Annotated in this window: 9 protein-coding genes; 5 read left to right on the plus strand and 4 right to left on the minus strand. The window is 63.4% G+C overall.

The window, feature by feature from the left end; translation table 11 throughout:
• The coding region (glnA, locus tag VF515_11440) for a glutamine synthetase (protein HEX7408246.1) at positions 1–232 on the plus strand (232 nt) is incomplete at its 5' end.
• 96 nt (positions 233–328) lie between these two features.
• Here glnA and VF515_11445 read toward each other — a convergent pair.
• The 3 genes from VF515_11445 to VF515_11455 all read right to left on the minus strand — a co-directional run bounded on the left by VF515_11445 (position 329) and on the right by VF515_11455 (position 2,220).
• Positions 329–793, minus strand: coding sequence for a PaaI family thioesterase (locus VF515_11445; GenBank protein HEX7408247.1), 465 nt, complete (start codon positions 791–793; stop codon positions 329–331).
• Between the two features lie 68 nt (positions 794–861).
• On the minus strand, positions 862–1,203 hold the full coding sequence (locus VF515_11450) for a DUF1820 family protein (protein ID HEX7408248.1): 342 nt from the start codon (positions 1,201–1,203) through the stop codon (positions 862–864).
• Positions 1,204–1,383: 180 nt separating this feature from the next.
• The gene (locus tag VF515_11455; protein ID HEX7408249.1) at positions 1,384–2,220 is read right to left on the minus strand and encodes an LLM class F420-dependent oxidoreductase; all 837 of its coding nucleotides are present in this window, start codon (positions 2,218–2,220) and stop codon (positions 1,384–1,386) included.
• A 198-nt stretch (positions 2,221–2,418) separates the two neighbouring features.
• Between VF515_11455 and VF515_11460 the strand changes: the two genes are divergently transcribed.
• The 3 genes from VF515_11460 (at position 2,419) to VF515_11470 (ending at position 5,188) form a co-directional block, all read left to right on the plus strand.
• Positions 2,419–3,024 (plus strand): glutathione S-transferase family protein, encoded by a 606-nt coding sequence (locus VF515_11460; protein HEX7408250.1) that lies wholly within the window; start codon positions 2,419–2,421, stop codon positions 3,022–3,024.
• Positions 3,025–3,045: 21 nt separating this feature from the next.
• Positions 3,046–3,378: a phosphoribosylaminoimidazole carboxylase gene (locus VF515_11465; protein HEX7408251.1), complete on the plus strand. Its 333-nt coding sequence runs from the start codon at positions 3,046–3,048 to the stop codon at positions 3,376–3,378.
• A gap of 196 nt (positions 3,379–3,574) precedes the next feature.
• Complete coding sequence (locus VF515_11470; GenBank protein HEX7408252.1) at positions 3,575–5,188, plus strand: AMP-binding protein; 1,614 nt, start codon at positions 3,575–3,577, stop codon at positions 5,186–5,188.
• 114 nt (positions 5,189–5,302) lie between these two features.
• On the opposite strand, the gene VF515_11475 is transcribed toward VF515_11470, so the two are convergent.
• Entirely contained in the window at positions 5,303–6,097 is a 795-nt protein-coding gene (locus tag VF515_11475; GenBank protein HEX7408253.1) for a glucose 1-dehydrogenase, read from the minus strand.
• Positions 6,098–6,307: 210 nt separating this feature from the next.
• Here VF515_11475 and VF515_11480 point away from each other — a divergent pair.
• On the plus strand, positions 6,308–7,359 hold a 1,052-nt coding region (locus tag VF515_11480; GenBank protein ID HEX7408254.1), incomplete at its 3' end, for a hypothetical protein.

Here is a 7,359-nt window from a genome sequence, read left to right on the forward strand (position 1 = left end):
CAAGGACATCTATGCCTTGACGCCGGAGGAGTTGAAGGACGTGCCGAGCATGCCGGCCAGCCTGGATGAAGCGCTCGGCAACCTGAAGAAGGACCACGAGTTCCTGCTGCAGGGCGACGTGTTCACCGAAGACGTCATCGACACCTGGATCGAGTACAAGATGGCGAACGAGGTCAGCGCCATGCGCCTGCGTCCGCACCCGCACGAATTCGCGCTGTACTTCGACGCCTGAGGCGAACTGCTGCGACACGCCCCTGGCGGCGAAGGCGGAACCTGTCTTGGAAGGGCGCACGACTGTGCGCCCTTCTCATTTTGGGGAGAAGCGGGGTCAGTTCTGCTGCCGCGGCTCCACTCTCTCACCGGCAAGTTCGCTGTCCGCCTCGAGGCACAGCAGACGGACGCGGCCGGTCGAGAGGATTTGGCCGGCCTCATTTCGCGCTGTGGCTTCCCAGACCTGCGAGCGGCGGCCGCGGGTCAGTGGCGTTGCCGTGACCCGCACGCGCCCGGCCCGCGCCGCACGGATGAAGCTGGTGTGGTTCTCGACCCCGACAACGGATCGCCCGCGCGCCATCGCGTCGATTCCGGCGCCCGTGGAGCATGCCGCCTCGACTGCCGCGCAGTGCACGCCACCGTGGACGATGCCGTAGGGCTGCAGATGCTTCTCGTCGACGTCGTACTCGATCACCACCTCATCCCGCGATGCCTGCACGTAGCGGAAACCCATGGCGACGTCGAACCCGGTGAGCCAGCCGTTCAGAAGTTTTCTAGTGTCTGCTTGTGTCTCATTTCCCATAGTCTAAACCACAATTCACGGTCATGGCGCGAACCCGTACGCCTGGACCTTTCAACGGTGAGATTGCCTTACGAATCCCGCTTCACCGGCGTGTAGATCATTGTCGGCAACGGCGTCACCTTCCCGCTCCCATCCGGCACCGAATGGATCTTGCTGGGACCGCGCTTCTCAACCTCGTCAATGCGGACGACGGCGTGGAGCGGGATGTACGTACGCTCCACCCCCAAGAACTCCCGTTGCAGGGCTTCCTCCGACGGATCGACGACGACGGTCGTCTTCTCGCCGAAGATGAGACCCTCGATTTCCACGAAGCCGAACATACCGCCCTGACTGATGTTCTTGGCGTAGACCTCGTAGACCTTACCCTGGTTGAAGAACACGACTCTATAAATGTGCTTTTTTGCAGCCATTGGCTCCGAAGACTAACCGAATTGTGATGCGAAATCGACGTCCGCAGCGACGCCCGCGGCGCCGGTGCCCTGGGGCAGCTCCCCATTGACGGGTCCGAGGGCCTCCGAATCGACGATGAAGCGCACTGCCTGAGGGACAACTGACCGGCGTCAGAACCGGTTGCGAATCTCCATAGAGGGTCACCGCAACGCGGCGATTTGGCGGACGGCTTCGAGCACCTCGGCTTCGGTCTGAGCCGGCCGGAGAAAGATGAGCCGATGCACGCCAAGATCGGCGAAGCGTTTGACGGTGTCAGGTTCGATCTTCGCGGCTGGCGTGACGCTTATCTCCAAGTCTCCAAGTTCAGTAGGACGTCCGAATTCACGCTGCGCGGCCCGTAACCCTTCGACGCACCGCGCGGTGGCATCGAGACCGAGGGCAAAACCGTACCAGCCGTTGCCATGAGCCACGGCACGCCGGAAGGCGTCAGGTGAGGCGCCGCCGATCACGACCGGCGGGTGCGGGTGCTGCACCGGCCGGGGGAACGCCTGGATGCCGGCGAAGTCGACGAAGCGGCCATGATAACTGGGCCGTTCCTGTGTCCACATGGCCAGGATTGCCTGCAGATACTCAATAGTGCGGGCACCTTTCGATGTGAACGGGATTCCGAGCGCGTCGAATTCCGGCTTGAGATAGCCGATGCCAATCCCGAAGATCAGCCGGCCACGCGATGCTACATCGACGCTGGCCAACTCCTTGGCCAAAACCAGCGGGTTGCGCTGCGGTAAAATGATGATGCCGGTGCCGAGTCGGATCGTCTTCGTTGCGGTGGCGATGATGGCGAGGGCGACGGCGGGATCCAGGAACGGAGTCTCCGGCGGAACGGGGGAGGGCGGTGCCTGCGGATCAGGCAGGACGACGTGTTCACCGGTCCAGACGGATTCGAGCCCGTGCTCTTCGGCCGCCTGCGCGATCCGCAGCGCCGCATGGGGGTCGGCACAGGGCCCGATGTTGATGCCAAACAATCCGAATTTCATGCCACACCTCGTGATCTCGCTCGCTTTCATACCCCTGATTGGCTCACATGGCCATCACCCCAGGCTTTGGCCCGAGCTGATGGGCAGGCACCTTCGACGGCGCCGGAGCCGCATTGCCTCAGCCAAATAACTGTGTGATATCCAATAGACCCGTTGAACTCTTGCGCCGATGCATGGCAGTCGATCAAAGGAGGACGCATGAAGCTCTATCATTGCCCCCAGACGCGTTCGATACGGATTTACTGGCTGCTCGAGGAACTCGGAGTTCCGTATGAACTCGTACGCCTCGACTTCACCCCAGCCAGCCTGAAGGATCCCGAGTACCTGAAAGTCAATCCGCTAGGGAAGATCCCGTCGATTCAGGATGGCGATCTGACCATGTTCGAGTCCGGAGCGATCCTCGAATACATCCTCGAGAAATACGGCAAGGGCCGACTGGCGCCGGCTCCTGGCGCGCCGGCGCGCGGCCCCTTCTTGCAGTGGGTCCATTTCGCCGAAGCCACGGCCATGCCGCCGCTGGCGGATATTGCGCAGCACTCGCTTTTCAAGCCCGAGTCCGAACGCCTCCCGGCAGTTGTGGCGGACGCGAGGAAGAGATTGGCCGCGGTGCTCGACGTGCTCGAGCAGGCACTGGCGGGTAAGCAGTACCTGCTCGGAGCCGAATTCTCGGCGGCCGACATCATGATGGGATATTCCCTGCTGTTGACGAAGTGGTTCGGGCTGTTGTCCGACACCTACCCAAACGTGGTCGCCTATCTTCAGCGCCTCGAGCAGCGTCCCACGCTGCAGAAGGTCCTGGCGTAGGCGGCGAAAGGGCGACGCGCGTTGACGCAGCCCGCGAATCTCTTTGCCGGTATTCCCGCCGTGCTCTCGGAGGAGGTGATCGAACCCCTCGTTCAGGCCGGGTCGTTCCGGCTCGAACGTATCGTGTCAGCCGGTCAGGCGACACCACCGGGCCAGTGGTACGATCAAGCCCGTGACGAATGGGTGATCCTCCTCACGGGAAGTGCCGGACTGCTGTTCGAGAGTGAGAGCGCGCCGCTGGTGCTCCATCCGGGAGACCACGTTGTCATCCCGGCGCACCGGCGGCATCGGGTGGAGTGGACCGATTCGACCGAGAAGACCATCTGGCTGGCGCTGCATTACCTGGCCGAGTGAACCGCAGTTGACCATGTACCTCGCGTACGGCCCGTGGGCTTGAGGCATGAGACTCGTTGAGTTTGGGTCAAGTTTCGTTCGCCTCAAGCCCTGGCGTATGGCTTATGGTTCCTGACCATATGCCATATGCTATCAGCCATATGCGCCAGGCACTGGCTTATCGGTCTGAGGCGTTGCCTCGCTAGGAGTACGTAGTATGCCCGATTGGAATCTCGCTGATTGTTTGGATTGCGTCGCCGCCGTCCGTGGTGATGAAGAAGCCCTGCTGCAGGGCGAGCGGCGGATTTCGTGGCGCCAGCTCGAACGGCGGGCGCGGAATCTCGCCGCCTGGATGCTGGAGCAAGGCGCATCGCACCAAGGGAAGGTCGCGATATACACCTACAACCATCCCGCTTTCATGGAGACGGTGTATGGCGCGTTCAAAGCGGCGCTGGTGCCGGTGAACGTCAACTACCGGTATCGCGAGGAGGAACTCCGCTACCTGCTCGATAACGCCGATGCCGAGATCATCGTCGTGCACCAGGACTTCGTCCCGCTCTTCACCAAGGTGCGGGAGGCGCTGCCGAAGATCAAAGGCGTGCTCGTCGTCGCGGACGGCAGCGCCGCGGCGTTGCCGCCGCGGGCATATGACTACGAAGCGGTTGCCGAAACCGATCGGCCGGTGCCCGCGGTGCGGCGTAGCGGCGACGATATGATGTTCCTCTACACCGGCGGCACCACCGGGATGCCGAAGGGCGTCATGTGGCGGCAGGACGACCTGTACTACCGCTTCGCTGCCGGTGGGCTCGGTGTGCCGCCTGCGGACATGGCCGCGTTCGCGGAATACGTGCAGGCGCCTCCTCTGCGCTTGCGTACGCTCATCGGTCCGCCGCTCATGCATGGGACCGGCTGGTTTACCGCAATGATCGCTTGGCTCAGCGGCGGCACGGTCATCATGGCGGACAATCCGATCACATTCGACGCGGCGCAATTTCTGGAGGTCGTGGACCGGACCAAGCCGACGTCCATCACCATCGTGGGGGATCCGTTTGCGAAACCGATGTTGCGCGTGCTGGAGTCGGCGCAACGCCAGTACGATCTGTCGTCGGTGGCCATGATCGCTTCGTCGGGGGTGATGTGGAGCCAGGAGGTGAAGCGGGGCCTGCTCGAGCACAACCCCGACATGATGCTGGTCGATGCCTTCAGCTCTTCCGAAGCCTTGGGTATGGCCTTGTCGTTCACCACCAAGAACGATGTGAGCTCGACGGCGAAGTTTCAGCTGACGGACAGTACCAGGCTGTTCGATGAGAGCCTCAAGCCGGTCGAGATCAAGCCAGGAGTGAAGGGCCTGGTCGGCGTCGGCGGTCACCAACCCGTCGGCTACTACAAGGACCCGGAGAAGACGGCCCGGACGTTCGTTGAGGTGGACGGTGGCCGCTACGTTATTCCGGGTGACTGGGCGGTGGTCGACGGCGACGGCGCGACGCTGACCGTGCTCGGCCGCGGCTCCGTCTGCATCAACACCGGCGGCGAGAAGGTGTATCCAGAGGAGGTGGAGGAAGTCGTCAAGCGTTATCCGGGCGTGCACGACGCGGTGGTAGTCGGCGTTCCCGACGAGAAGTGGGGTGAGGCCGTGACCGCGGTCGTATCGGCCTCTAATGGTCCCCTCGATCCCGAAGCGCTCAAGCACTTCGTCAAGGAGCATCTCGCCGGCTACAAGGCGCCCAAACACGTCGTCCTCGTCGACGAGGTGTATCGCTCCCCAGCGGGGAAAGCGGATTTCAAGCGCACCAAACAGGTGGCCATGGAGGCGCTGGGGATTCGCTGCTAGGTCGGACCGCTCGTAGCGGCCGTCAGATCCGCCAGCAAGGCTGGCCGTAGGCCGGCAATCCTCTCGCCGGATGCCGAGCCGTACGGCCTCTTGTCGCGTAGCGATTGGGCGCGATCAGATCCCAGTGGGGATCTTGATGGGCCAATTGGAGGCGATGGTCCCGCCGTCAACCTCGAAGATCTTCCCCGTCACCCAGCTGGAGGCGGGTGACGCGAGATAGAGCACCGCCATGGCGATGTCCTCGGGCGTGCCGAGGCGCCCCATCGGAGTCAGCGCTTCCATCTGCCTCTTCAACTCCTCCGACGCCGACAGGAAGGGCATCAGGGCATCGGTCGCTGTGGCCCCGACGGCGAGGGCGTTGACGCGCACCCGCGGGGCGAACTCGAACGCCAGCATCCGGGTCATGTGCGAAAGTGCGGCCTTGGCCGTGCCGTAGGCGACGAACCCCACATCGACAAAATGCGCCAGCGCGCTCGATATGTTCACGATGGAACCGCCGCCGGCCTTGAGCATGTGAGGGACGCTCAGGCGCGTGAGCAAAAACGCCGAGCCCACGTTGAAGTGGAATGCCGCTTCGAAGTCTTTCTGGCTGAGATCCAGCGCCGCGGTCGGCGCCGTGCCGCCGGCGTTGTTGACGATGATATCGATACGTCCGAACTTCTTGACGGTTTGTGCGACGACCTCTTCGATCTGCGAGGAAACGTTGACGTCGCACGGGACCGCTAACGCCTGGCCGCCCAGCGCGCGGATCTGCTCAGCGACCTTCTCGAGCCGGTCCGGGGTGCGTGCAGCGCACACCACGGATGCGCCCATCTCCGCGAATGCCAGGGCGCTCGCTCTGCCGATGCCGGCACTGGCCCCGGTGACGATGGCAACCTTTTTGTCGAGTCGAAAACGATCAAGAATCATGTCCTTCTCCTATTGTGCGATTCGGCATCCCGTCTCTAATGATACCGGTGGCGTTCCACCGCGAGCTACCTTTATCCCGCCATCGTCGGCAGGTGCAACACAACCGCAGGTGGCGGGCTTGCCCCTGAGCCCGTCTGCCGCTTCTTGACCCTGAGCCGCGTCTGACTATCCTCAGTGAGGAACTGGCAGTTCGGAGGATGGAGATACTGAATGCGGAAGAGCAGTCCCAAGCCCACGCTGCGCGACCTCGGCGCCTTCAGCATCCTGCTGTTGATCCTCGTCGGGCACCTGGCTGTCCCGGCACGTGCCGAAACTGAACTGCACAAGCTCGAGCGACGGTTGCTACGGCCTCCGGCGATTCATGTCGAGCCAGGGTTCACGGCGCGGGTCATCGTGCCGCCGGGAGAGCTCTACGATCCCGCCTGGATGCGGCCGCGCGGTGCCGTCGTGTGGGTCAACGATGATGGCGGGGAAGAGGGCGACAAGGGCGGTCGGATTGTCGCCATCGATCGAAGCGGTGGCATCGTGCCGGTCGCCGATCTCGGCACGCTCTTGCCGGTGGTTGGCTTCGACGTCGCGCCGGATGGCTTTGGAACTTACGGGGGAGACATCTTCACGCTGGCGCAGGCGCGCGCCGGGCTCGCGGCGGCGAGCGCGAATCACGTCATTCAGCGGGTACAGCTGCACCGGCCGCCCACTGCCAGCGTTTTCTGCACGCTGCCAAACAACGGGACGGTGAACCAAGGGGTGAGTGGGTTCGGGGCCGCCGCCGGCTTTGGGCCCGAACACAGCCCCTTCGCTGGGAAGTTTTTCGCGGTGACCATGCTGAACGCCACGGTCTATCAAGTGACGGCGGACGGTGCATGCACGCCTTTCGCGACCTTCGACCCCACGCGTGTTGGCGTACCGTTGGGGCTGCAGTTCGCCACCGATCACGCCACCATGTTGGTGTCGGTGAGCAAGCATGGAGCCTCGGGCGACGCGGGCGCCCAGCGTGGCGCAATCGTACGCGTGCGGCCGGATGGCGGCATTGAAGATGAGCCAGTTGCCAGCGGTCTCGCCGTCCCCACCGGCATGGACTTCGCCCCGGAAGGGTTTGGCTCGTATGGCGGGCAATTGTTCGTGGCCGATGCCGGCGACTTCGGCATACCGGTGAAGATGACGCAGCCGGTGGCCGACGATGGCACCGTCTATCGCATCACGCCTGACGGCCGCGCGCATCTGGTCGCCTCCGGATTCTTCAATCCATCGGGCGTGCGCTT

Source organism: Candidatus Binatia bacterium (assembly GCA_036382395.1).
GTDB lineage: Bacteria > Desulfobacterota > Binatia > HRBIN30 > HRBIN30 > JAGDMS01.